The following is a 25,874-nucleotide window of genomic DNA, read 5'->3' as shown; positions in this document are numbered from 1 at the left end:
TTAACAAGCATTTTCGACCCCGGAAAGGCCGGTGGACACTTCCTGCATTAGCCAGGTATGAAATCGTACATACTTTTCATTTTGCTCAAGGGGGATGGGCGATAACAGATAATAAGCAGACCCATCCCGTGCAAATCCATAGGGTGCATGCAGTTGCCCGTTTGCAATCTCGTCCTGCACCATCAGGAAAGACGCCATTGCGATGCCTAATCCCGAAACGGCGGCCTGAATACACAGATAAAAGTGCTCATAGTCCGCTCTGGTGCTGCCTTTGAGTGACACATGCGTCTGCCGCTGCCAGGTTGCCCACGCTTTTGGTCGCGTTCCGGTATAGAGCAAACGCATCCCTTCCAGACTGTTTTTTCGCTCGGTTTTGTCGCGACTTACCGGCCCCATCCATTCGTCACACACCTTTACCGCATGCGTTTGCGGATCCCAGTGAAAATCGTCACGCCGCAGCGCGAGGTCAACGCCGCTACGCACAAAATCAATCGGCCCGCCCGCAGCCACCAGATGAAGTTTGATATCGGGATGCGCCTGATTAAAAGCCGGTAGCCGCGGAATCAGCCATTTCATGGCAATCGTGGGCTCGCATGACAGCGTCAGCACGTTATCCTGTGCACTTTGCTGTAGCCGATAGACCGCGCCTTCTAGCTGCTCGAAGACGGACTGCGTGACCGTATGCAAAGAACGCCCCGCTGCGTTTAAAAAGATCGCGCGGTTGCGTCGTTCAAATAGCTCAACCCCCAGCGCCTCTTCCAGCAATCTGATCTGCCTGCTGACGGCACCATGCGTGACATGCAGGGACTCGGCGGCTTTAACAAAGCTACCGGTTTGTGCGGCTGCTTCAAAGAAGCGAAAAGAGGCTAACGAGGGAATTTTCATATACACGATGAAATTTGACAGATTTATACCAAGATAAATCGCTTTTTTGGCATATGCAAACGCTGAATAATCACACTTCACTTCAGGTGAAGAAGGCCTAATAGCCTAAATCGTGAGGAAATATCGTGAGGAACGCATCTTTTCTCGTCGTATTACGTCAGTGATTTTTGCATTCCTCTTTTAGCCTGTTTGTTACCCATCTGTGCAAAATCATCGTGAAAGCGATAGCTTGCCGAACAAGGAAAACGTTAATGAATGAGTTAATTGCCGTCGCGACGATCACTATTTTGGCGGTGATCAGTCCGGGGCCTGATTTTGCTATGGTGACCCGCAACAGCTATGCCTTTGGTTCGCGTGCTGGTTTACTCAGCGCGTTTGGCATTGCCTGCGGCGTCCAGATCCATGTGATGTATACCGTTTTTGGCATCGCGGTATTTATTGTTAACTCTCCGATGATATTTATGGCGATGAAGGTTCTGGGAGCCTCATATCTGATTTGTCTTGGGTATAAGTCATTAACAAATAATACAAAAATAAAATTAGAAGAGGCGTCCGGCAATGCACCGTCATCGCTTGCTGCGTTTCGCATGGGTTTTCTCACCAATGCACTTAACCCAAAAACCATGCTGTTTGTCGTCGCTACCTATACCCAGGTCGTGCAGCCCGGTAGCCCAATGGGCCATAATTTTGGCTATGGGTTATTCATGTCGGTGGCGCACTGGGTTTGGTTCAGTATTGTTGCGCTGTTTTTTGCTGCACCGGCCATGCGTCGCCGGCTGATCGATCGTCAACATTGGGTCGACAAAGGTATCGGTGTTGCCTTGATTGCGTTAGGGGCGTCTCTGGCATTGACCAAAATTACTCTCTGATGAGGTGAGATTCATCGGATCGGGCAAGAAAACCATCGGAATGCTATACCTGTCTGCTGAGGGATTTAGGAAAATAGTCGATTTCTTAACATGATCGATTCTCAACATGATCGGTTTCTCAACAGAAAAGGAAATAGCCATGCTTGTACATGCGTATGGGGCCCATGCGGGCGATAAACCTCTTGAACCGTTGCAGATTGTCCGTCGTGCGCCGGGAGCCCACGATGTCCAGATTGAGATTGCGTACTGCGGTATCTGCCACTCGGACCTGCATCAGGTGCGTGCGGAATGGGCAGGAACACAGTTTCCCTGCGTGCCCGGCCATGAAATCGTCGGACGGGTGTCTGCGGTAGGGGCGCATGTCTCCGCCTTTAAGGCGGGCGATCTGGTGGGTATCGGCTGCATCGTAGACAGCTGTCGACACTGCGAAGAATGTGATGATGGCTTAGAAAACTACTGTGACGGTATGGTCGGCACGTATAACGGCCCGACTGCGGATGAACCCGGCTGGACGCTTGGCGGCTACTCTCAGCAGATCGTCGTGCATGAGCGCTATGTGCTGCGCGTCCGTCATTCCGAAGCGGAACTGGCTGCGGTCGCACCGCTGCTGTGCGCGGGGATTACTACCTATTCGCCGCTGCGCCACTGGAATGCTGGGCCGGGTAAGAAAGTCGGCGTTGTGGGTATCGGCGGGCTTGGCCACATGGGGATCAAACTGGCGCATGCCATGGGGGCTTATGTTGTGGCGTTCACCACGTCTGAATCCAAGCGTGAAGATGCCAAGGCGCTGGGCGCAAATGAAGTCGTGGTGTCTCGTAACGCGGAAGAAATGGCAGCACACGCAGGCAGCTTCGATTTAATCCTGAATACCGTTGCTGCGCCGCACGATCTGGATGCGTTTCTGGTTTTGCTGAAGCGCGATGGCGCGCTAACGCTGGTCGGTGCGCCTGCGTCACCGCATCCTTCTCCTAACGTGTTCAATTTGATCATGAAACGCCGTACGGTGGCGGGATCGATGATCGGTGGCATTCCTGAAACGCAGGAAATGCTGGATTTCTGTGCCGAGCACGGAATTGTTTCCGATATTGAGCTTATCCGCGCCGACGAAATCAATGAGGCCTACGAGCGGATGCTCAAAGGCGATGTGAAATACCGCTTCGTCATTGATAACGCCACGCTGAACGCCTGATTGGCCTGTTCCCACAGCACGGATCTCCCTGTGCTGTGGGACTACCATGACGTGATTTATCACGCCTTCTCTGCATCATGAGAAAAACCACACCATCGTAATTTCCTGTCACCAACGACGAGTGAATGCAGTACTATTTATCGTCATGTCTTTATGCCAATGCGTTGATTTTCCTTCTCTATCACAGTGAAAAGACAGTTTAAGATAAGCATTTATCCTGGTTTCGCCCTCCTGCTATGTTCGCTACATTTCACTGCTACAGAATGACGGGAAAGGCAAAAAATAGTGCTTTCGTGCTACCTTTTTGGCGGTTGGTAAATCTCATCAATACCGTGCTTTGGGGCAACGTTTCATCTGCGATAAATAATAAGGGAAAAGAGAAAAATGACGGACGGGCATTCAAACGAAACTGGGGTATCACTACAACACGATTTCCCTATGCGGGACGAGTCACTTACGGCAATCAACAACTGGTTCGACGCGCAGGAGCAAAGAGCTGGGCTTGATGAAATTATCTCGCGAACCACGCTGCAAGCAGGCATTCATAACGATGTGATACTGGATTATGCGCCAGGCCGTACGTCGATAGCCCCTGAATCAAAAAGCGATGCTGACGGGCTGTCTCCCGGTAGCCGGACGGGGGCGCTGAGTGTGGCGCAGATACAGGAAAATATCGTTCCTGTGCTGACTCAGGCTATCGCGCAGCGTGTTGAGAAACTGGCAGATACGGCGCTGATTGACTATCGGTTTTGCTTTCGAGCGGTGTTTCCAGCAACGGAAGGGCGCCTGCTGGTTACGCTGTTTACGTTCACCAACGAGGTGAAAAAACAGCGGCTACTTGAGTCTATTCACGCCTATATTGATCGCTATCTCACTCATGGCACTGCGCCGACAAAACCGCTGCAAACGTTCTTTCTGGTTCGCCACCTGTTCGATGCACATCTCTTTCCTGCGATGGATATCGACAACGTTATCACTCTGCTTGAGCAGATTCAGCAGCGAAACGCAGGGAGTGCGGAATTGTCTGAGCATCGACGCACGATTATCCGCGTGTTAAGAACGTGGGTTGATCAGCAGTTTTTGTTGCGCTACTGCGATGTGTCCCAGCCTGAGCATTTTTTTGAGCCGGATAGTTATACCCTCAAACTTGGCATCGCACTGGATGTGCAGGATTCACAAACGCTTCATCCCGTTGAATTAGTCCTCTATGCGGCCATCATGATTCTGCGTTATGAGCCTTCCTACAGTAAGTCTCAGGCGCTGGAATATCTGGATATCGCGAAGCAGTTGGGATACCCGCGGGCGCTAAGCATCATGGAAGAGGGAAGTGGTGCGTTTGAGAACGCGCAGATTAACCTGAAGAACGAATCGCTCGAATGCGTGGCGAATGATGTGTTTTCGACCATAACGGTACGTATTCGTAAGGAAAGCGCCGAAGCGTATGAGCAGGCGCTGCTTTTCATTACGCGCTTACTGACGCTCGGTTTTCCAAAGAGCTACAAGATCGTCCTGAAATCGTCGGCGCGACAGTATCTTCCCATCAAGGGACTGGCAAAATCGGATACCCACCGCTTTTTTGCTAACGCGTTGCAATATGCATCGAACTATCCGCTTCTTGAGGATTATGCGCGTACCGCGATTGAGGAATTTGAATGGTACGCGGATTCGGAAGGCGAAAAGTGCTGCATGCCGGGAAGCTATGCGGTATTCGGGCTGGGTCTGACCGATGCTGGGTATTTCCCACTCGTAAAAGAATATATGGAAAGCGTGGATGACGAACATCAATCGGTACAAGATGCCTTCATTCGTGCATTTTTCGATAAGCATGGTGTGACGGCGCAGAACGTGGCGACTTTGGTTGCTTGCCTGAGCCATGCGACGGAAAGGCTAAAGCTGAATATGCTGCCTGCGTTAGAGAATGATGCGCTGTTCGAACAGCTCGTCGAAGAAGTACGGATGCGAGAACCCGCCGTGATAGAACATATTTTGTATCTCATCTGGGGCAATACCAAGAAACTCGCTGCGTTGGTGAAAAAATCGGAAGCGAAGCGTGGCGCGCTACTGACGTCGCTCATTCAGGCTTCTGCCTAATCTTAAACGTAATGACGACAATCATCGGGATGAAGCCAAAGGTGCTTCACCCTATTAAGGAACATGCTTATGACCGCTATTCTGCTGCTGGACTCGCGTGCCGATGAGATTGGCTCTGTCTTACATCATGCTGCGCCAGAGCTTGAGCTGGTGCTTTCAAACGGTACGGCAGAGCAGGCCGCGAGCTGCCCGATTTGGCTGGGTGAACCTGATACCGCCGCTGCATTGCTGGCTCAGGGAGCTAAACCACAGTGGCTACAGTCGACGTGGGCAGGGTTCAAACCGCTGTTGGCCGATGGGCTACCGCGCGATTACCGTTTAAGTCGCGCCGTTGGCGTGTTTGGGCAGCCTATCGCCGAATACGTGATTGCCTACATGCTCAGGCATGAGCTTCGCCTGGGGGAACGGCAAATCAGTCAGGAAGAGCGGCGCTGGGATCACCGTTTACCGGGATCGCTGGCGGATAAAAAGGTGCTGATTGTCGGTGCGGGAGAGATCGGCTGCGAGGTTGCTGGCTTTTTACGGCCTTTTGGCGTTGAGCTATATGGCATCGTCAGTACGCCAAGACAGCAGCCTGATTTTAAACGGATCATGAGTTTAGCGGAACTGCCTGCCGCGGTGCCGGAGGCCGATTATGTGATCAACCTTCTGCCGGACACTTCGGCAACCACCGATATTTATGACGCGAGTCTGTTTGCCGCCATGAAGCCTTCGGCGCTGTTTATCAATGCCGGGCGCGGTAGTGCCGTGGTGGATGATGATTTACGGGCGGCGCTATGTGATGCGCAAATTGCGGGAGCGGTGCTGGATGTATTCAGGCAAGAGCCGTTGCCGTACAGCCATCCGTTCTGGAAAACGCCGAACCTGACGTTGACGGCGCACATTGCCGGACCGATGGTGCCGGGACTGATGGGGCGATTATTTCTGGAAAATCTTGCTCGCTTCCATGCTGATAATACGCTGCGTGGTGAGGTAGATTTTAGTCGCGAGTATTAAATAATTATTGAGTAAATTATCAATGAGCGAATTAATTATATTTAATAATAATTTCAATTCGCTCATTTAAAGAATTTCATTTTAAATATTTTTGTAAGATTTTATTGAGATTATACAGCATGTCGGTGTAATACTACGTCCGCTTCACGTTCAGTATTTGTTAATTATTAAATAATAAGTCTGCGCTCTATTTGAGAATACTCAAAGATAAGGAAATATTGGGATGAAATACCATCGTTTAAATGTATATCTTGCGGCTGCCGGATTGGCATTCTGCATGGGTTCAGCGATTGCTGAAACCAGCGTTTCTGTCGAAGTGAAGGATATTGGGAAACTGCAAAAGAAAGGCTCGGTTTCTGTATTTGAGGCCCCTAATAGCATACAGGCGCATGCCGCAAGTCATTATAAATTTCACAAGGCTGAAAATGAGGGAGTTGTCGTTATTACTCCCAATGCTCCCACTGCGCAGGCTGATGCAAATAACGCACAAAAAAAACCGTTATCCAGCACTCAACCTCTTGCTAATAACGCTGCATTTACCCCTTTGTGCCCAACCCTTGCCGTAAACACCATTTATACGCTGGACGGACTGCAAAGTGGAGGCAGCGCCTGTTATCACTTTGAAATCACTCAGCGTTCTAAAACAACCGCGTTCGTCGTAGGCATGAGCCCTGAAACCGATATTGCTCTTAGTTTGATGCGGGATGATGGTCAGAATAATGTGACAGCAATTAATTATTCAAATCAGGCGGGAAATGCTGATGAGGCTACGTTGGATTTAACTCCGCCAGGGCACTATTACTGGTTTATGGAGGCCAATACGGCAGATGGTTCTGCTTTTAATTTTGGCGCTATCGTTAATACGAATGTTGATGCCTATGAGCTGAACGATATTCCGTCTTTGGCCTATCCCTTGTCTGATAATTTGAGGGAAATTGAAGGTAACTCTGATAGTGATTCTGATGCGGATTACTACGTATTTACCGCAACCCGTGGCCAGCACGTTTTACTTCGCTTTGATGGCGTGACGAGCGGAACCAATAACAACTGGTTACTGGCGTCTTCCACTGATGGCGGTAATACCTGGACAACCCGTAATACCGGACAGGAAATTACCATCATTCCACCTCAGCCGAATGAAAAGGTTTTGGTGAGAGTGCTGCCTAATCCATCAAGATTACCTACAGTCTCTCAGAAATATAAATTAACGCTAGGCTCGAAAATTGCAAAACTTAGCCACTCTCTTTCGGGAGAAAGTAATGTTCTGCGTATTCCAAGCTCTGCACCGACAGCTTATGGTTTTATGACCACGCAAGCCTACCGGGATATTACCTGGAGTGTTCGTGTTACTGATTCAACTGGCGCGGGTATCCCAAATATCGTTGCGATTCTTCTGCTCGACCAACGAGAAAGTAATGGTCAGTTAGAGTTTAATGCTGCCAACGCCCACGGAATAATCACGGATTCAAACGGGAGTGCTTCTGGGGCTGTGAAATTGGATGCCTGTAATGCTGATTACACGACACAGTTCCAAGACTACGATTTAGGCTATATCAATACGTGGAGAACGACCTATGACATGGGGGCGTGGATTATTGATGTTCCAGCTCAGGACGGTATCGGTGTGGGCAGTGCGGGGACTTACGTCACATTTGGGCACATCTGCAAGCAAACCTTGTTGACTAGCGTCAGATCCTGATATTCCAGATCCTCATGACAGATCGGGCCGCCTTAAGTTAAGGCGGCTTTGTTGTGGAGGCGGGCTTATAGCTTTGATTCCATAGCGCGTAGCGGATTAAAACTGGACGGTAAAGTTTTCAGTGGAAAGGGCTTGCCACGTTAAGTTGATTGGTACATAATGCTGACCGTCGGATTACCTTGTTGGTAAATAGTGATTAGATTCATTAAGTTACATGTGATTTGACAGGGTTTAATCAGTTTTGGTTTCGGCGCATTTTGCTTTTTGCTGAAAGTAAAAGATAATAAATCCAATTCTCTGCGGGAATAGCTCAGTTGGTAGAGCACGACCTTGCCAAGGTCGGGGTCGCGAGTTCGAGTCTCGTTTCCCGCTCCAAAATTCTTCATCGTCTTCATTACTTCCCTCTTCTTTAACCTGACATGTGGTTTTATCGTTGTCTTGTACTCCGTTCATCCCTCTTAAACGTTATTTCCCACGATGAAACAGAATTCCTGCTATATCACCACTCATATTCTGAACCCTGTGCGCTAACGCTTGGCGGTTATCATATTAAAACCATTAAAGTCTTCGATTGTTGTGGTCGTTAAGCAATTAAGCGGCTTTTCCTAAAGCACAAACAGTAGGATAATTCGACTACTGTGATGCTTTCGGGGATCAGTAAAGAGGCAAGGATGTCTAATGAAAGAGTAACGGATCTGATCTGTTTACAAGGTATTTCACACACCTACAGTACCGGTGCTTCCTCTCAAGCGGTGCTGCACGATATTTCACTGTCCATTCCTGCTGGGCAAAGCTGTGCGATTGTGGGCGCATCGGGTTCTGGCAAAAGCACCTTGCTCAATATCATCGGTTTACTCGATCAGCCCGTTTCCGGGCGTTTATTACTTGCTGGGCAAGATATGGCTCAGGCGAGCGCTGATGAACGTGCGATCGTGCGTAATCAAGTCATTGGTTTCGTCTTCCAGAGTTTTAATTTACTGCCGCGCCTGGATGCGTTGGATAACGTCGCGCTTCCTCTGACCTACCGCGGTGTCTCGCGTCAGGCTGCTCGGCAAGCCGCTCAAGTACAGCTGGCGCGCGTTGGCCTTGCAGAACGAACCCACCATCGGCCAGCCGATCTGTCTGGCGGCCAACGCCAGCGGGTGGCAATTGCGCGAGCACTGGTTGGTGAACCCGCACTTTTGCTAGCGGATGAACCGACTGGCAACCTCGACAGCCAAACGGCCGATGACATCATCACACTATTGCTGGCATTGAACCGCGAACAGGGGACGACGCTCGTGATGGTGACGCATGACGAAAGCATGGCTTGCCGCATGACCCGACGCATTCAGGTGCAAGATGGTCGACTCTATGAGGTGAATCATGTCTGATCCTCGTTCACAGAGGGAAGATCGTCAGGTGCGCCGATGTCACTATGGCCCTTCACTGCAACAGCGTCTGCTTGAGCCGTTGAACAGCCTTATTCTTCTGGGACGACGTGCTGTTCTGGCCCTCCTTGGGATTGCGGTTGGATGTGGATCGGTTGTCGCTTTGCTTAACATCGGACACAACGCAGAAGCCGAAGCCATGGGCGTATTCCGAGGCATGGGCAGTGACCTGCTGGTTGCCACCGTTCAGAACCGGGTGGGGAGTCATGCAATTGGCTCGGCACCCGATGATTTGGATATCCCTGCTTTGCGACAGGCTTTGCCCGATATTAAAGCCGCAACGGCCTTAATTGTTACCTCGACTGAAGCACGGCTACACGGGCGTTCACAAAGCACCATGGTGGTGGGAAGCGGGGCTGAATTGTCGGACGTTTTAGGATTAAAGCTCGCGCAAGGCCGCTACCTGAGTGATTTTGATGAGCAAAGTACCTACATCGTGTTGGGGGCGAATGTTGCAGTACAGTGGGCATCGCAGGGTGGCGTAGCTGCCTTAGGTGAGCGTGTGCAGGTGAGTGGATACTTGTTTGAGATTGTGGGAATCCTTCAGCCACAGGGACACAACCCTCTGGTTCCCATCTCGGTTGATGACTCTATTCTGATGCCTATCTCAGGTATGCGCCGTGTCATGCCAACACCGCAGATCGTCAGTGTGATTGCGCGTAACGGCAACAGTGACACGCTGATGCAAACGGGAGCACAGTTAAAGGATTATTTGTCCCCCCTGATGCCGAAACTTGATATCGGTGTACAAATCCCACAGCAGCTACTGGAGGGAATGGCGCAGCAGTCCCGAATGTTTTCATGGCTGCTGGCGGGGCTAGGAGGGATTTCCCTGCTGGTGGGGGGAGTAGGGGTGATGAACGTCATGGTGATGAATGTGTCTGAGCGCCGTCGTGAAATTGGTGTTCGTATGGCGCTGGGCGCGCGACCGCGCGATATTGCGGGGCTGTTTTTGCTGGAGGCCGTCGTGCTGTCCGCCTGTGGAGCTCTGATTGGGGCGGTGTGTGGCGTTGTGGCGGCGTGGCTGTTTGTCTTTTTTTCAGACTGGTCAGCTTTTTCACTTTCGGCATTGTCACTTCCCCTTGGGATTGGCAGTTCATTGGCGATTGGTCTGTTTTTTGGACTTAACCCAGCAATGACTGCGGCTCGGCTCGAACCCGTACAGGCGCTACGCGATGCGTAAATCTATCCTGTGTTTACTGATTTTGTTTTCTGCCCATCAAGGGTATGCAGAAACGGATTTGACTCCTTCTCAGGCGATGCGACAGGGACAGGCGATAGTCAGCACATCGCTGAATGCACAAACTATCGATCTCACGCTGAGCGATGCTATTTATCTTGGATTGCGTGACAATCGCGCGATCCGTAGCGCCTATCTGGATCGTATCGCGCAGAAATTTGATCTTCGTGTTGCGGAGGATCGTTTTACTCCCAAACTGTCGCTGACGGGCAGCTACCTTTCCAATCGCAATCAAAGCGATCGTTATCGGCAGGGCAATCTAACGCCGACGTCGACACTGCTCACGCCGTATGGCACCCGTTTCAGCCTTGGCTGGACCTACCGCCACACGCAGGCTGATAGTGTGGGGCTGTCACGTAATGATGGAGCGAACATCACGGTAATTCAGCCTTTGCTTCGCGGTGCCGGTAAAGAGGTCACCACCGCCCCCGTTCATATTGCGCAGTTGACTGAGCAGTTAAATCGTCTGACGCTGAAATCCACCGTTTCACAGACGATTACCCAGATTATCTCCGCTTATCGTGAGCTGCTGCGCTCGCAGGAGCAACTGCAAATTGCTCGTGATGCACTGGCACGTGCGCGCCAACTGGTTGAGGTCAACCGCGCGATGATTGCCGCAGGGCGCATGGCTGAATTTGAAATTGTGCAAACCGAAGCTGAAGTTGCCACGCAGGAACTGGCGCATGAGGAAGCCAGAAACCAGCTGGATACCGCGCGCCTTGCGCTGTTGCAACTTCTGGCACTGGATTTAAATACGCTGATTGTGGCAACGGAATCGATGCAGGCACAGCGCGTTGATGTCAACGCTGCACAGGCATTGAAACAGGCCGAAGCCTCCCGGCCGGCTTATCTCGCCCAGCTCATCGCTAACGAGCAGGCTGCACTCGGTCTGGCGGTGGCACGTAACGATCGCCTGTGGGATGTCTCGCTAATCGGGGGGGCGAGTCAGGTGCGCGACCGCGCAGCACAGAGCAGTACCTCACGAACCTGGGAGAATTATGTTGGCGTGCAGGTGGAGATCCCTATCGGCGATCTGAGTACCCGTCAGGCGGAGGTGCAAGCGCGAGTCAATGTGCGTAACCAGCATATTCAACTGGATGAAGTCAGGCAGCAGCTTGAACGCGATGTTGCCAATGCGGTGCGTGATATCGGTACGCGCTGGCGGCAGTTCGAGATCTCCCAACGTGCGCGGGATTTATCGCGCCGCAAGCTGGAAATTGAACGAGAAAAGCTCACGGTTGGGCGTTCCAGTAACTTTCAGGTGCTGAGCTTCGAGAACGATTTACGCAACGCTGAAAACGCCCGTCTCAATGCGCTGATTGGCTACCTCAATGCGCAAGCTGAACTGGATGAGACGCTGGGCACCACATTACAAAGCTGGGATATCGCACTCAATGATTAGGCATCACTTTTGGTCTCAACTGCGCCGGCGTCACCTTATTGTATTGCTGTTGATTGTGGCGTTCGGCATGCTCACTTGGCTGCTGGCAGGGCGCGCGAATGAACAGGAAAGCGCGCCTCAGGGGCAATGGTTCCCTGCCCAACCCCAATTATTGGAGAATCAATTAGGATTGGTTGGACGCATTCAGGCCGCGAAGCAGACAACGCTGGCGGCTCCTTTTGAAGGCACTATCCGCGAGGTATTGGTGCGTGAGGGACAACGAGTCGAACAAGGGCAAACGTTACTGATACTGGATCCCGGGCAAATTGAGATTCAGCTACGTCAGGCGCAGGCGGAAGTGCTCAAGACGCAGCGCGAGGTACAATCGCTCAGGCAGTGGGAGCAAAGTGCTGAGGTATCACGTGCGCGGCGTGCGGTAAGCTCCGCTCGGTCTACTTTTAGCAATACGCAAGCCAATCTTCGGGATACACAGGCGCTGTTCGAACGTGGCATCGTCGCGCGTATGGAGGTTGATACGTTAAAGCAGCAAATTCGTTCGCAGGAGCAGGACCTGAGCGCCGCACAAGAGGAGTTGCGAACGGTGCTGGCGCGTGGGAACGGTGAAGATCGTAAGATTGCGGAGATGGAGTTGACTAACGCACAGGTACGCTATCAGATGCTGGCTACTCAGGTTGAACGGCAGACCGTCAAGGCACCGTTTAGTGGTTTTGTGGTGCGCCCGGCTACGCCTGATAACGGCAAACCTGTGGTCATCCAATCTGGTTTGCTGGTCAGCCAGGGAACGCCGCTGTTTGGTGTCATTGCTCAGGACCGTTTTCAGGTGGCGACTCGGGTCGAAGAGACAGATCTGCATCAGCTGCGAGAGGGAATGCCAGTTAACGTAAGCGGGGATGGCTTTGCCGGACAGATCCTGACAGGAAAGGTTGCTTCGATTGATATGCAGGCCGATGCTGCTGAGATGTCGGGCAGCGGTGCTTACTATGATGTGGTAGTGTCACTTGATACGCCGTTGGCGGATTTAAGGCAAAATATTCGACTGGGTATGAGTGCCCGGCTGGCTATTATTGTCTATCGTAATGAGCACGGTATCGCGGTGCCTGCACAGGCTGTGCATACCGATGAGAATGGTCATGCCTATGTGATTTACCGTTCGACTGCTGGCACACCGTCAAAGAAAATCAACGTGACGTTAGGGAAAACGGTGGCGCAGGGCGTAGAAATCTCCGGGCTGGAGGCGGGTGAAGTACAGATCCTTCACTGATTGGCTTAAGGATATAGCCTGGTATCAATGTGATACCCGAAGCGTTTGTCTGTAGACTGCACACATCATTTATCTTGCGATCTCACAGCATCTGAGTGGTGAATACGTTTGTACACCACCGCCTAACATGTGATGTACGTCGACAAAAGGATTTGCCATGTCCGCCCATTCTCCATCGTTAAAGTTTTATCTAACTATTGGCCTGCTTCAGGGGCTGCTTCTTGTCGCGGCGCTTGAAATGGAAGAAGGTGCTCTTCAGGCAATGTTGATAACGATGGCGACGGTTGGTGGAATCAGCCTGCAACTGCTGGAACGCACTCTCTTTGTGAAAAAGACGTGGCTGTTTGCCAGCGCGCTGACCGTGCTGATGACGGCAATCAGTGGCTGGGTTCTCTCCGAAAGTGGATTGTTCCGGTTGCTGGACTCCTGGGTGCTATGTGGCATTCTCCTCGGTTATATCGGCTGTACGTTCATTTGCTGTTGGCCTGTCCGTGAAGGGCGATGGCCGTCCTATGACTCACTCTGTAAACACGCCTGGATCAATATTTTTACTGTGCTACTGGCCTGGTTATTAGTTTTGGTGGTCGTGTTGCTGCTTGTGCTGTGCGGCATGCTGTTCAACATGTTGGGATTCCGGCAGGTGAGTAAAGTATTCAGTCATTACCGATTCTATATGCTGCTCTTGCCGGTGGTGTTTTCTATCGGCATGTATATCGGAATGACCAAAGAAGCGGTAGTCGGACTGCTGCGTGGAATTCTGCTGTCGGCCTGTCGTTTCCTGCTGCCGTTTAGTGCACTGATCACGGTGGTGTTCACCTTGACGCTGCCTTTTAGCGGCCTGGAACCGATATGGAATACCGGTCGTTCCACCGTCATTCTGCTATGCCTGATGGGCGTGAACTTATTTTTGATTAACTGTGCGTCTCAGGATGATAACGAGGGCCGCACTTATCCGACGGTGCTACGTGGGCTGGTTAGCGCCAGTGTGCTGTGCCTGCCGATTTTGGTTGGATTAGCTGGCTATTCCAGTTGGCTGCGCATCGAACAGTATGGTCTTACTCCTTTCCGTTTTCAGTCGATCTTCGTCGTGGCGATCGCGATGCTTTACAGTCTGGCGATGGTATGGGCCGTCATTCGTCGTTCTGGCATCTGGCTGGGAAATTTGCGCACGAGCAATCCGCTGCTCGCTGCCGTCATCTGTGTTCTGGTGATATTGCTGCATACGCCGTTATTAAACCCAGAGGCATTTAGTGCGAGAAATCAGGTTCAGCGCTTGCTTAGCGGGAAAACGCCGGTCGATGAGTTCGACCTGTGGGCGCTGCGCGATGACTTAGGGACCGCGGGTAGGCAGCAGTTTACCTGGCTGGCTGAAGAATTGCAGCATGACCGCATACTTGACGCTACCGCGCGTCAGGTACTGCTCGATCGGTTGCAGGGGCGCCCTGCAAAGGTACGTCCTGTTCAGGTTGAATGGGTTGGTCCGTTGGAAGACGGGATAGAAAGCATGTTGCAGGGCGATAATCTGGGCAATCAATGTAGAGAAGCAGCTTGTCTGCTCTTCGCGATTGATTTAACTGGCGATGGCCATAACGAAGTGCTTGTTTTTCCTCGGGTGGAATGGGGAATCGGTGCGAAGATCCTTGCGCGTAATGATAAAGGACAATGGCAGCCTGTGGGCAGACTGTTTGGTTCAATGGGGACGGAAAAGCTGATTGATCTGATTAAAGAAGGCAAGGTTGAGGTTGTTACGCCACGCTTCAAGACGCTCAGAATTGGTGGCAAGGACATGCAGATTGATCCCCTTGAAGTTGAATCAAATTAGGTATTACTTATTGATTCGATAAAGACAACGGATTGGTGATGGTGGTCACATTTCTGTACTTTAGCCACATGCGAAAACACATGAGGATAAAGTGATGTCAGTAATTAATACCCAAGTTAAACCATTCAAAAACATGGCTTTCAAAGACGGTCAATTCATTGAAGTGACTGAGAAGAACATCGAAGGCAAATGGAGCGTGTTCTTCTTCTATCCGGCTGACTTTACGTTTGTCTGCCCGACCGAACTGGGTGATGTCGCTGACTACTACGACGAATTCCAAGAGCGTGGCGTGGAAATCTACTCTGTTTCCACCGACACCCATTTCACGCACAAAGCGTGGCACGGCAGCTCTGAAACCATTGGCAAAATCAAATACACCATGATCGGTGACCCAACCGGCCAACTGACGCGTAACTTTGAAAACATGCGCGAAGCAGAAGGTCTGGCCGATCGCGGTACGTTCATCGTTGATCCACAGGGCATCATTCAGGCGGTAGAAATCACGGCAGAAGGTATTGGCCGTGATGCCTCTGACCTGCTGCGCAAAGTGAAAGCGGCGCAGTACGTGGCTTCTCACCCGGGCGAAGTGTGCCCAGCCAAGTGGAAAGAAGGCGAGGCTACGCTGGCTCCGTCTCTGGATCTGGTTGGCAAAATCTAAGCTGACACCTCGGAAAACATAGCTATAGAAAACATGGCCTTTTTTGTCGGGTGCGTTGCACCCGATTTTTCTGGCCCGGCTTTTGGGGCCAGCACCCTGCACGATTTTGCCTTTGTACTTACTTGCCTAATTAAGGACGACCGATGCTCGACAATACGATGAAAGTCCAGTTGAAAGCCTATCTGGAAAAATTAACCAAACCTGTTGAGTTGATTGCGACTCTGGATGACTCCGCTAAATCTGCTGAAGTCAGAACCCTGCTGGCTGAGATTGCTGAGCTGTCCGATCGGGTAAGTTTTATTGAAAAGAATGATCTGGCAGTACGTAAGCCTTCATTCCTGATTACCAATCCAGGTTCCCAAAGCGGCCCACGTTTTGCCGGTGCGCCAATGGGACACGAATTTACTTCTTTGATTCTGGCGTTATTGCAGGTGGGCGGTCATCCGTCGAAAGAAGCAAAAGAATTGCTCGATCAGATCCGTCATCTTGACGGCTCATTCCACTTTGAAACCTATTACTCGCTGTCCTGCCACAATTGCCCGGACGTGGTGCAGGCGCTGAATTTAATGGCGGTGTTGAATCCGAATATCACCCATACCGCAATTGACGGCGGCGTGTTTCAGGATGAGATCCAAAGCCGTAATGTCATGGGGGTTCCGACCGTTTTCCTGAACGGTGAACACTTCAGTCAAGGGCGGACGAGTCTGGCTGAGATTGTGACTAAAATCGATACCGGCGCGGGCGCTAAACAGGTTGAGAAGCTGAACCAGCGTGACGTCTACGATGTGTTAATTATCGGTAGCGGCCCAGCGGGAGCAGCAGCGGCGGTCTATTCGGCGCGTAAAGGCATCCGTACCGGTTTGGTTGGTGAGCGTTTTGGTGGTCAGGTACTGGATACCGTCGATATCGAAAACTACATTTCCGTGCCGAAAACGGAAGGTGCCAAGCTGGCGACCGCGCTGAAGAGTCATGTTGATGACTACGATGTCGACGTGATTGACGCGCAGAGTGCAGAGGCTCTCATTCCTGGCGGTGAACCGGGTAAACCGCATCAGGTGATTACTGTATCTGGTGCGACGCTGAAAGCGCGCAGTGTGATCATTGCGACCGGTGCACGCTGGAGAAACATGAATGTACCCGGCGAAGATCAGTACCGTACGCGTGGCGTAACGTACTGCCCGCACTGCGATGGCCCGCTGTTTAAAGGCAAGCATGTCGCGGTGATTGGCGGCGGAAACTCCGGTGTAGAAGCAGCTATCGATCTGGCTGGTGTGGTGAAACATGTCACGTTGCTTGAGTTTGCTCCAGAACTGAAAGCAGATTCTGTATTACAGGAAAAAGTGCGTAGCCTGCCGAACGTTGACATCATCCTGAATGCGCAAACCACAGAAGTGAAAGGCGATGGGCAGAAGGTGACGGGGCTGAGCTATAAAGATCGTATTACCGATACGGTACACGATTTAGCGCTGGAAGGGATCTTCGTACAGATTGGCCTGCTGCCTAACACCCACTGGCTGGAAGGTACGGTAGCCAGAAACCGCATCGGTGAAATTGAGATCGATGCCAAGTGTGAAACCAGCGTGAAAGGGGTCTTTGCTGCCGGCGACTGTACGACGGTGCCGTACAAGCAGATCATCATCGCGACGGGTGAAGGCGCAAAAGCGTCCTTGAGCGCCTTTGATTATTTGATCAGAACCCGTGCATAACATCGGCCTGCTGAGGATGAAGGTGGATATATTTGCCATTCTTCTGCTTCTATGACGACGATCTTAACGTTCCGCGCGGCGATGCCTCATCAAGAGGTGTCGCCGCGTTTTTGCTTTTTATCGTAGAATTTTTCTTTCGATCGTAAAAATTAGATCTCAGCCCTTGCTAAAGGACGATAAGAAATTCATAATGCACGCCGCTTTGTGCTGTTGCCCGTTTTTTACTGTCTACACAGCATCATATTTCGAGCACAAGCGTTACCTCAATCCACATCATTTTTTATCAGTTAATACAAAAAATCATATTCTTCTTAACAGACTTATCCACAGGCTGTCTGTTGGTTATTTATTAATCACGCTATGTTATTGATAAAATACTGTAGAGTATCTTATTGATATCTATTCATAAATTTTACTTATAAAACGTTATAACGATCGCTTGTACTTTTTGTGACAGTTGATTGGCAACGGTTTTTTTTATTTATTCACAGCGCGTGCGACAAACTGATGACAAGAGTTTGAGCGGCTCACGCATCACGCGGTAATCCTTTCTCTACTGCACGAATAAGTCGTTTTTTCTGTGTGGATTGGACGTCAATTTCCAGTGACGCGCGACGTTCCAACTGCTGATGAACTGCCCAGTGGATATGTTCATCCAACAGTTCGCTTTCACCCAGACGGGCTTGCAGCGCCAGTACGATACTATCCTGATAGGGGGCATTCCCCAGTGCGACGGCAATATTGCGTAGCCAGCGGAGATGGCCGATGCGCCGGATCGGAGACCCTTCCGTAATTCGCAGAAATTTCTCTTCATTCCAGCCGAATAGCGCCAGCAGCTCTGGCGTATGCAGTGCGGCTCGCGGGCTGAAATCCGCCTCTTCGGTAAGCTGTGAAAACCGATTCCACGGACAAATCAGCTGACAGTCATCGCAGCCATAGATGCGATTGCCCATGAGCGGACGAAATTCTTCAGGAATCGGACCTTCCAATTCGATGGTGAGATAGGAAATGCAGCGACGGGCATCAACGGTGTAAGGGGCGACAATCGCGCCAGTTGGGCAGGTGGTCATGCAGGCGACGCATCGGCCGCACTGTTCTTCCTGTGGGCGATCGACGGGCAGAGGTAAATCGATCAGCAGTTCACCAAGAAAGAACCAGGAGCCAGCTTCTCTGTTCAGAATTAGTGAGTGTTTACCAACCCAGCCAAGCCCGGCTTTTGCAGCCAAAGGACGTTCCATAATGGGAGCTGAATCGACAAAGGGACGAAAATTCAATTCACCGCAGTATTCCTGAATCTGGTCGCCGAGCTTTTTCAGACGCTGGCGCAGCAGCTTGTGGTAATCGCGACCCAGCGCATAGCGGCTAACGTAGCCGAGTTCTGGGTTTTTTAAGGTACTGGCGAATGCGGCTTTGGCGGGAAGATAATTCATACGTACGCTGATGACGCGCAGTGTCCCAGGCAGCAGCTCATGTGGACGCGCCCGCAGCATACCGTGGCGCGCCATCCAGTCCATTTCCCCGTGGTATTGCTTATCCAGCCAATCCTGAAGTCGAGGCTCTTCTGCGGACAAATCGGTGTCGCAGATGCCGACCTGCTGGAACCCCAATGCCTGTCCCCATTGTTTGATGTGTTGCGCTAATTCGTTGAGATCGTAGGGGTATGACATGATGGGCCACAGAAATAAACAAGACGTGCTGATGTTACCATATTCGTGCCGCAGAGCCGATGCCTGCTGAGATGTGCGGAATGCTGGCGGTCGTTTAGGTTGCTTGCTAATTTTAAGTCATTGTAATGAAAACTAAGAGCAGATGATGACGGGTCACGACCAAAAGCGAGAGGATGATTTGCCTGATTCGGTGTTTTACGCCGAGTGGGTACGCCGTGAAGAAGCCAGAGCGGCCAGCGAGTCGGGGCTTTCGCTGTGGGAACTCATGCAACGTGCGGGAGAAGCCGCATTTCAGGTGGCCCGTCAATGCTATCCCTTGGCTCGACGCTGGCGAGTGCTGGCCGGACACGGCAATAACGGCGGCGATGCATATGTGGTCGCCAGTTTGGCGCTGGCGGCGGGCATTGAAGTCGATGTTGTTGCTTGCGCCAGTGATAAGCCGCTGCCTGACGAGGCTCATCTCGCCCGGCAGCGCTGGCTGGAGCAGGGTAGCCGTGTTCAAGAAGTCAGTGCGCAGGATAGCGATACGCCGTGGCCGGACGGGATCGATCTCATTGTCGATGGTCTGCTTGGCACAGGGCTTTCCGCTGCACCGCGTGCGCCTTATGCTGCGTTAATGACGCAGGCGAATGCCTATCCCGCCCCCATCGTTTCACTGGATATTCCCTCTGGCTTACATGCCGAAACTGGCGCTTGTGCGGGTGTAACGATCTGTGCGGCGCAGACGGTGACGTTTATCGCGCTGAAACCGGGGCTACTGACCGGTCACGCCCGTGAGCACGTCGGAACATTACGTTATCATTCGTTAGGGTTGCAGGCGTGGCTGGACGATCAAACCGCGCCGATACGGCGGCTGACTGCGGCGCAGCTGCCCGAATGGCTGTCGCCTCGTCCGGCTGGACAACATAAAGGTGATAACGGCAGGTTACTGGTGGTAGGCGGCAACGCTGGCTTAGGTGGTGCGGTATTGATGGCTGCCGATGCGGCGTTACACAGCGGTGCAGGGTTGGTGCGAGTACTTACTCACAAACAGTATCAGTCGGCGTTTTTGACGGCCCGGCCTGAGTTGATGGTGCAAGAATTGACGACAGAGACGCTGCGGCAGGGGCTGGAATGGGCCGATGTCGTGGTGATTGGACCCGGTTTAGGGCAGGATGACTGGGGTAAAAGTGCACTGCGTCTGGCAGAAAATTGTAACAAACCCATGTTATGGGATGCGGATGCGCTTAACCTGCTGGCAATCAATCCGCATAAGCGGCAGAATCGCGTGCTGACACCTCACCCCGGCGAGGCGGCACGTTTACTGAATTGCCGCGTCTCTGATATTGAAAGTGATCGCTTACTTGCGGCCACAAAGTTGGTAAAACGCTATGGTGGCGTTGTCGTATTGAAAGGTGCGGGAACGGTGATTGTCAGCGAGCGAGACGAGGTTGCCATTGCTGATGTGGGAAACCCCGGCATGGCGACAGGCGGTATGGGTGATGTGCTGTCGGGTATCGTTGGCGGTTTGCTGGCACAAAAGCTCTCGCTGTATGATGCTGCCTGTGCAGGATGTGTCGTACACGGTGCGGCGGCCGATTGGTTGGCAGCGCGACGCGGCACCCGAGGTATGCTGGCAACCGATTTACTGCCTGTGTTGTTCCGATATGTTAATCCCGAGCGGATGTTTCTAGAGCCGATGTTTTTAGAACCGATGTTTTTAGAACAATAGATAGAATGAAAAAAATAGTCTTACTTCTGCCGGATGAGGCAGCAACGATCTCTTTAGGCACGGCGCTGGCGAAAGCCTGTGACGGTGCTTGTGTTATCCACCTTTATGGCGACCTCGGTGCGGGGAAAACGACGTTTAGTCGCGGGTTCCTACAGGCGCGCGGTCATCAGGGCAATGTCAAAAGTCCCACTTATACGCTGGTCGAGCCTTATGCGTTATCGCCGCTGGCGGTCTACCACTTTGATCTCTATCGACTGGCCGACCCGGAAGAGTTGGAGTTTATGGGGATCCGCGATTATCTGACGCAGGATGCCATTTGCCTGATTGAATGGCCGCAGCAGGGGGCTGGTGTGCTGCCTGAGGCGGATATCGAACTGCATTTGCGCTATCAGGATCAGGGCCGACAGGCTGAACTGTTCGCTGTCTCTGCGACGGGAGACGCGATGTTACAACGTTTTTCTCTTCAGCCAGGAACAACAGAATCATGATGAGTCGTATGGTTAAGCTGTTCATCGGCGTATGGCTGTTGCTGGCAGGAACGGCGTGGGCAGCCAATCTGTCGGATATCAAGGTGGACAATGCGTCAGGTCAGGCCACGGTGCGCCTGAGCTTTAGCGGTCAGCCTATTTATGCTTTTTTCCCGCTCAGTAACCCCGCCAGAGTGGTCATCGATATTCGTCAGACTGGCGTCATTCAGGGACTGCCGTTGGATTTCAGCGGGCAAAATCTGATTAAGCGTGTGCGAACCAGCAACGCGCAGGACGCACAAAGCCTGCGTTTGGTGCTGGATTTAACCCAGGCGGCGAAAACGCGGGCGGTGACGCAAAAAGAAGGCTCAGGCTACGTTGTTGTCTTCACCATCACGGGTGATAAAGCGAAAACGGTACAAGCCTCAGCGCCTCCGGCTTCACGGCAGCAAAATAGTGCGCCGGCAGAACCCGCCAAAAATCCGTTTACCAACAAGCCTACTGTTGTCGTGAATAGCAATGCGTCGTCTACTACGCGAGTGCCAGCCCGACAGGGTAATGAACGGATTGTTGTGGCGATTGATGCCGGTCACGGTGGACAAGATCCTGGTGCGATTGGGACGAACGGGCTGCGGGAGAAAAATGTCACCATTTCTATCGCGCGTAAGTTACAAGCCTTACTGAATAGCGATCCGGCCTTTAAAGGCGTGCTGACGCGCGACGGCGACTACTTTATCTCCGTCATGGGGCGTTCGGACGTGGCGCGTAAGCAGGGCGCGAACCTGTTAGTGTCGATTCACGCAGATGCTGCACCGAACCGCAATGCTAAAGGCGCCTCTGTCTGGGTGCTGTCCAACCGCCGCGCAAACAGCGAAATGGCAAACTGGCTTGAACAGCATGAGAAACAGTCTGAACTGTTGGGCGGCGCGGGCGATCTGCTGGCGAACAGCAGCGCGGATCCTTACCTCAGCCAGGCGGTGCTGGACCTGCAATTTGGTCACTCCCAGCGCGTTGGGTATGACGTCGCGACCAAGGTGCTGCGTGAGCTCCAGCGTGTTGGAGGGTTGCATAAACGACGCCCTGAGCACGCCAGTCTGGGGGTATTGCGCTCGCCAGATATTCCTTCTCTGCTGGTGGAAACCGGGTTTATCACCAATGTCTCGGAAGAGCGGCTTTTGGGAAGTAACGACTATCAGGAAAAACTCGCCAATGCGATTTATCAGGGGCTGAGAAGTTATTTCCAAACACACCCGATGCAATCCGTTCCCAAAAACACTCTCCCAAAGCAGGAAAGCCGCCCACTACAGTCGGCGGCAAGTGATACAGAAACGTCGGGTGGTAACGTAACGGAGGCAAAAGCGAGCGCGGGTAGCACGCGTCATACCGTTGCGCGTGGCGAAACGCTCTCTTCTATCGCACGACGCTATGGCGTCAGCCTCGCAGCCATGCGTGATGTGAATAAGCTAAACAAGGACATCGTCTGGGTTGGGCAGCGCTTGAATATTCCGGCGACAGGAACGAAGCAGACGGCATCAACGCCCGCGCCCAAAAAGGCAGCACCAGTGAAGCATAAGGTCGTAAAGGGTGATAGCCTGAGTGCGATTGCTGCCCGTTACGGTGTCAGCATGAAAGAGATCCAACAGGCGAATAATATGCGCTCTGGCACGGTACAACTGGGACAAACGCTGGTTATTCCGTCTGCCTGATTCTTCATGCTGACGATGTCGATAGATTGAGGATAGTAAGAGGGATACGCTATGCCGATTCAGGTGTTGCCACCGCAACTGGCTAACCAGATCGCTGCCGGAGAAGTGGTTGAGCGTCCGGCTTCGGTCGTGAAGGAACTGGTGGAAAACAGTCTGGATGCAGGGGCGACCCGGATTGATATCGACATAGAACGCGGCGGCGCGAAGTTGATCCGTATTCGTGACAATGGCTCGGGTATCGGAAAGGATGAATTAACGCTGGCGTTGGCGCGTCATGCGACCAGTAAAATTGCCACGCTCGACGATCTGGAAGCGATCGTCAGTATGGGGTTCCGTGGCGAAGCGTTGGCAAGTATCAGTTCCGTCTCCCGTTTAACGCTGACATCACGCACCGCCGAACAATCTGAGGCCTGGCAGGCCTACGCCGAAGGGCGCGACATGGCGGTGACAGTCAAGCCAGCCGCCCATCCTGTGGGCACCACGCTGGAAGTGTTGGATCTGTTTTATAACACGCCCGCCCGCCGTAAATTTATGCGCACGGAAAAAACCGAATTCACTCATATTGATGAGGTGGTGCGCCGCATCGCGCTGGCGCGTTTTGATGTTGCCATCACGCTGCATCATAACGGTAAGCTGATGCGGCAGTATCGTGCTGCGCCGGATAAAAGCCAGTATGAGCGCCGGTTGGGTAGCATTTGTGGTGCGACATTCTTACAGCATGCGCTCGCGGTGTCATGGCAACACGGCGATCTTACCATTCATGGCTGGGTTGCCGATCCGGTTGGCGCCAAGCAACTGCCTGATATGCAGTATTGCTACGTTAACCAGCGCATGATGCGCGATCGGCTGATTAATCATGCCATCCGGCAGGCCTATCAAGATCAGCTCAGTGACGATCAGCAGCCCGCGTATGTGCTGTATCTGGAGATCGACCCGCATCAGGTTGATGTCAATGTGCATCCTGCCAAGCATGAGGTACGGTTCCATCAGGCTCGGCTGGTACATGATTTTATCTATCAGGCGGTGATGTCCGTTCTGCAACAGGCATCCTCACCGGCGCTTGGCATGACAGAGCCGGAGACCGGGAAACCTGTGCAATGGCAGCAGGAAAACCGCACCGCCGCAGGTGAAAACCACTTTGCCCAGCCATCACGTACCGATAGTTCTCCGTCGTATGGTGGGAAAACGCCGCGCGCGGGTCATTCCGGTCAGGCGCGAGAATCGGCCTATTCCGGCTATCAGCCAGAGAATCCGTACCAGAAAAAGCAGGGTGAGCTGTATAAAACATTGCTGCAACCGACGGATAACGCAGCAAGTGTACCGCCGCCGTCTGGCGAGCGTATTTCTGTACCGTCGAATCACGTGATGTCGTCGGATAGGGTTGTTCCATCCACGGTATCGCATGACGCACCACCAAATCGAACCGCGGCGAACACCGCAGCCAGCAATAATAAGCAACGTGCTCCGGTTGAATCACCGCTGGAAAGCCAATCGAACGGCTTTGGGCGAGTGTTGACGGTTTATCCGCCGTGCTACGCGCTGTTGGAGTACCATAAGGGCTTGGCGATGCTGTCGCTTTCCGTGGCTGAACGTTATCTGAAAGCGGTGCAGTTGACGCCGTCGGAAGAGGGATTGCGGGCGCAGCCGTTACTGATTCCGCAGCGCCTGACGTTGAGTAAATCTGAGCTGGGCGTTTTGTCTGCCCATCACGCTTTGCTGGCGCGTTTTGGTATTGATGTCGTGGTTGAGTCACAGCGTGCCACATTGCGTGCCGTACCTTTACCATTGCGCCAACAAAATTTACAAAACTTGATCTCCGAACTGATAGGCTATCTGGCCGACTATCAGACGGTTGAGACACAGCAGGTGGAACCTGGCGAATTGGCGTCGTGGATGGCAACGCGATTGCAGAGTGAGCAGGAAAGCTGGAGTCATTCTCAGGCCATACAATTACTGGCGGATGTCGAGCGGCTTTGTCCGCAGTTGGCGAAAGCGCCGCCGTCTGAACTTTTATCGATGATGGACATCCAGGATGCCATCAAGGCTTTAAAGCATGAGTGATGTAGAAAACGCGCCGTTGCCGCCCGCTATTTTTATCATGGGGCCGACGGCGTCAGGAAAAACGGCATTGGCAATGGCGTTACGAGAATATTTGCCGGTAGAGTTGATTAGCGTAGATTCCGCCCTCATCTATAAAGACATGGATATTGGGACGGCGAAGCCGAGTGCGGAAGAGCTGGCACTGGCACCGCATCGGTTAATCGACATTCTCGATCCGACAGAATCCTATTCTGCGGCGGATTTTCGCCGCGATGCGTTACGTGAGATGGCGGACATTACCGCTGCCGGGCGCATTCCCCTGTTAGTCGGGGGGACGATGCTGTATTTCAAGGCGCTGCTGGAGGGACTTTCTCCTCTGCCGTCAGCCGACCCTGCCGTGCGCCAACGCATTGAAGAGCAGGCAAAAGAAATCGGCTGGGAAGCGATGCATCGGCAGCTCAGTGAGATCGATCCGGTAGCAGCAATTCGGATTCATCCAAATGATCCGCAGAGACTCTCGCGAGCACTGGAAGTTTTTTTCGTTTCAGGTAACACTTTAACTGAACTGACAAAAACGTCTGGCGACGCGCTGCCCTATCAGGTTCATCAGTTTGCTATCGCCCCGGCGACGCGTGAATTGTTGCATGAGCGGATTGAACAGCGTTTTCATCAGATGTTGGCGGCAGGTTTTGAGACAGAAGCCCGGACATTGTTTGCCCGGCATGACCTTCATACGGATATGCCCTCTATTCGTTGCGTTGGTTATCGCCAGATGTGGTCATATTTATCCGGTGAAATTGATTACGATGAGATGGTTTATCGGGGAATTTGTGCGACGCGTCAGTTAGCGAAGCGGCAAATGACCTGGCTGCGCGGTTGGGATGATGTCTGCTGGCTGGATAGCGAAAAACCGACTGAAGCACTGGACAAGGTGATACAGGTTGTTAGTGCATAGGTTGAGTGATTGTGTACAATCGGTGAGTCTCAGCGTGCAAGTTTTTTTACACCGTTATTTTAGAGCCGTAGGGTTCTTTG

General features: G+C 52.2%; 19 protein-coding genes and 1 tRNA gene. 18 read left to right on the top strand and 2 right to left on the bottom strand.

Annotated elements, in window-relative coordinates:
• Entirely contained in the window at window positions 1-885 is an 885-nt protein-coding gene (locus tag BUB06_RS19795) for a LysR substrate-binding domain-containing protein (protein WP_039475833.1), read from the bottom strand.
• A gap of 251 nt (window positions 886-1,136) precedes the next feature.
• Here BUB06_RS19795 and BUB06_RS19790 point away from each other — a divergent pair, with 251 nt between their 5' ends.
• The 13 genes from BUB06_RS19790 to ahpF all read left to right on the top strand — a co-directional run bounded on the left by BUB06_RS19790 (window position 1,137) and on the right by ahpF (window position 17,248).
• On the top strand, window positions 1,137-1,754 hold the full coding sequence (locus BUB06_RS19790; protein ID WP_039475772.1) for a LysE family translocator: 618 nt from the start codon (window positions 1,137-1,139) through the stop codon (window positions 1,752-1,754).
• Window positions 1,755-1,893: 139 nt separating this feature from the next.
• Complete coding sequence (locus BUB06_RS19785) at window positions 1,894-2,943, top strand: NAD(P)-dependent alcohol dehydrogenase (RefSeq protein ID WP_039475775.1); 1,050 nt, start codon at window positions 1,894-1,896, stop codon at window positions 2,941-2,943.
• 384 nt (window positions 2,944-3,327) lie between these two features.
• Window positions 3,328-5,034 (top strand): DUF6138 family protein, encoded by a 1,707-nt coding sequence (locus tag BUB06_RS19780; RefSeq protein ID WP_039475778.1) that lies wholly within the window; start codon window positions 3,328-3,330, stop codon window positions 5,032-5,034.
• A 69-nt stretch (window positions 5,035-5,103) separates the two neighbouring features.
• Window positions 5,104-6,030 (top strand): D-2-hydroxyacid dehydrogenase, encoded by a 927-nt coding sequence (locus BUB06_RS19775; protein ID WP_039475780.1) that lies wholly within the window; start codon window positions 5,104-5,106, stop codon window positions 6,028-6,030.
• 223 nt (window positions 6,031-6,253) lie between these two features.
• On the top strand, window positions 6,254-7,729 hold the full coding sequence (locus tag BUB06_RS19770) for a hypothetical protein (RefSeq protein WP_039475782.1): 1,476 nt from the start codon (window positions 6,254-6,256) through the stop codon (window positions 7,727-7,729).
• Window positions 7,730-8,028: 299 nt separating this feature from the next.
• Window positions 8,029-8,104, top strand: a tRNA-Gly gene (locus BUB06_RS19765).
• A 296-nt stretch (window positions 8,105-8,400) separates the two neighbouring features.
• The gene (locus BUB06_RS19760) at window positions 8,401-9,102 is read left to right on the top strand and encodes an ABC transporter ATP-binding protein (RefSeq protein WP_039475785.1); all 702 of its coding nucleotides are present in this window, start codon (window positions 8,401-8,403) and stop codon (window positions 9,100-9,102) included.
• Window positions 9,095-10,342 (top strand): ABC transporter permease, encoded by a 1,248-nt coding sequence (locus BUB06_RS19755; RefSeq protein ID WP_039475789.1) that lies wholly within the window; start codon window positions 9,095-9,097, stop codon window positions 10,340-10,342. Before BUB06_RS19760 ends, BUB06_RS19755 begins: the two co-directional genes overlap by 8 nt.
• Window positions 10,335-11,801 (top strand): TolC family protein, encoded by a 1,467-nt coding sequence (locus BUB06_RS19750; protein ID WP_039475792.1) that lies wholly within the window; start codon window positions 10,335-10,337, stop codon window positions 11,799-11,801. Before BUB06_RS19755 ends, BUB06_RS19750 begins: the two co-directional genes overlap by 8 nt.
• The gene (locus BUB06_RS19745; protein WP_039475794.1) at window positions 11,794-13,062 is read left to right on the top strand and encodes an HlyD family secretion protein; all 1,269 of its coding nucleotides are present in this window, start codon (window positions 11,794-11,796) and stop codon (window positions 13,060-13,062) included. Before BUB06_RS19750 ends, BUB06_RS19745 begins: the two co-directional genes overlap by 8 nt.
• 157 nt (window positions 13,063-13,219) lie before the next feature.
• Entirely contained in the window at window positions 13,220-14,884 is a 1,665-nt protein-coding gene (locus tag BUB06_RS19740; RefSeq protein ID WP_039475796.1) for a DUF4153 domain-containing protein, read from the top strand.
• Window positions 14,885-14,978: 94 nt separating this feature from the next.
• A complete protein-coding gene (gene ahpC / locus BUB06_RS19735; RefSeq protein WP_039475798.1) occupies window positions 14,979-15,542 on the top strand; it encodes an alkyl hydroperoxide reductase subunit C in 564 nt (187 codons plus the stop codon).
• 143 nt (window positions 15,543-15,685) lie between these two features.
• On the top strand, window positions 15,686-17,248 hold the full coding sequence (gene ahpF, locus BUB06_RS19730) for an alkyl hydroperoxide reductase subunit F (protein WP_039475800.1): 1,563 nt from the start codon (window positions 15,686-15,688) through the stop codon (window positions 17,246-17,248).
• A 527-nt stretch (window positions 17,249-17,775) separates the two neighbouring features.
• Here ahpF and queG read toward each other — a convergent pair.
• Window positions 17,776-18,915 carry a tRNA epoxyqueuosine(34) reductase QueG gene (queG, locus tag BUB06_RS19725; protein ID WP_039475802.1) on the bottom strand — a complete coding sequence of 380 codons (1,140 nt, stop codon included), beginning with the start codon at window positions 18,913-18,915 and terminating at the stop codon, window positions 17,776-17,778.
• Between the two features lie 142 nt (window positions 18,916-19,057).
• Here queG and nnr point away from each other — a divergent pair, with 142 nt between their 5' ends.
• From nnr to miaA, 5 genes are read left to right on the top strand one after another with little or no spacing between them, the layout of a single operon-like run.
• Window positions 19,058-20,626, top strand: coding sequence for a bifunctional ADP-dependent NAD(P)H-hydrate dehydratase/NAD(P)H-hydrate epimerase (gene nnr, locus BUB06_RS19720; RefSeq protein ID WP_039475803.1), 1,569 nt, complete (start codon window positions 19,058-19,060; stop codon window positions 20,624-20,626).
• Between the two features lie 5 nt (window positions 20,627-20,631).
• Complete coding sequence (gene tsaE / locus BUB06_RS19715; protein WP_039475805.1) at window positions 20,632-21,114, top strand: tRNA (adenosine(37)-N6)-threonylcarbamoyltransferase complex ATPase subunit type 1 TsaE; 483 nt, start codon at window positions 20,632-20,634, stop codon at window positions 21,112-21,114.
• On the top strand, window positions 21,111-22,799 hold the full coding sequence (amiB, locus tag BUB06_RS19710; RefSeq protein ID WP_039475807.1) for an N-acetylmuramoyl-L-alanine amidase AmiB: 1,689 nt from the start codon (window positions 21,111-21,113) through the stop codon (window positions 22,797-22,799). The genes tsaE and amiB overlap by 4 nt, the downstream gene beginning before the upstream one ends.
• A gap of 51 nt (window positions 22,800-22,850) precedes the next feature.
• The gene (mutL, locus tag BUB06_RS19705) at window positions 22,851-24,860 is read left to right on the top strand and encodes a DNA mismatch repair endonuclease MutL (protein ID WP_039475809.1); all 2,010 of its coding nucleotides are present in this window, start codon (window positions 22,851-22,853) and stop codon (window positions 24,858-24,860) included.
• Window positions 24,853-25,794 carry a tRNA (adenosine(37)-N6)-dimethylallyltransferase MiaA gene (gene miaA, locus BUB06_RS19700; RefSeq protein ID WP_039475812.1) on the top strand — a complete coding sequence of 314 codons (942 nt, stop codon included), beginning with the start codon at window positions 24,853-24,855 and terminating at the stop codon, window positions 25,792-25,794. Before mutL ends, miaA begins: the two co-directional genes overlap by 8 nt.
• The last annotated feature ends 80 nt before the right edge of the window (window positions 25,795-25,874 follow it).

Source organism: Pectobacterium carotovorum, assembly GCF_900129615.1.
In the GTDB taxonomy this organism is placed as follows: domain Bacteria; phylum Pseudomonadota; class Gammaproteobacteria; order Enterobacterales; family Enterobacteriaceae; genus Pectobacterium; species Pectobacterium carotovorum.
This window is presented reverse-complemented; position numbering and strand designations above follow the sequence as displayed.